This is a genomic window from Methylobacterium sp. CCH7-A2 (genome assembly GCF_001557075.1).
GTDB classification, from domain to species: Bacteria; Pseudomonadota; Alphaproteobacteria; order Rhizobiales; family Beijerinckiaceae; genus Allobosea; species Allobosea massiliensis.
Genome location: NZ_LSKN01000003.1, coordinates 1 through 277, shown reverse-complemented (window position 1 = coordinate 277; position 277 = coordinate 1). Strand labels below are relative to the sequence as shown.

At 61.4% G+C, this 277-nt stretch carries 1 protein-coding gene; it reads left to right on the top strand.

From position 1 onward, the window contains the following. Positions 1-227 (top strand): helix-turn-helix transcriptional regulator (locus tag AX750_RS25235; RefSeq protein ID WP_156446437.1); only part of this gene is annotated, 227 nt, incomplete at its 5' end. Positions 228-277: the final 50 nt, after the last annotated feature.

Genomic DNA, 277 nt, shown 5'->3' with positions numbered 1-277 from the left:
GCCCATTTCATTTCGCCCGGATGTTCAAGCGCGTCACAGGCCAGACGCCGCATGGCTTCGTCAGCGCTATGCGCTTCGAACTCGCTCGAAAACTGCTCGCGGATCGCGATTTGGCCCTTGTCACCATTGCCCATCGTGTTGGGTTTTCCAGCCAAGCTGCCTTCACCGCAGCCTTTAAGCGGACTGCGGGCTCATCGCCCGGGGCCTATCGCCGCCGTCTCGGGTGACGACGGCAAGCTCGCGCAAACACCGAGCAGTCCCGCGAAAGATTCAATCC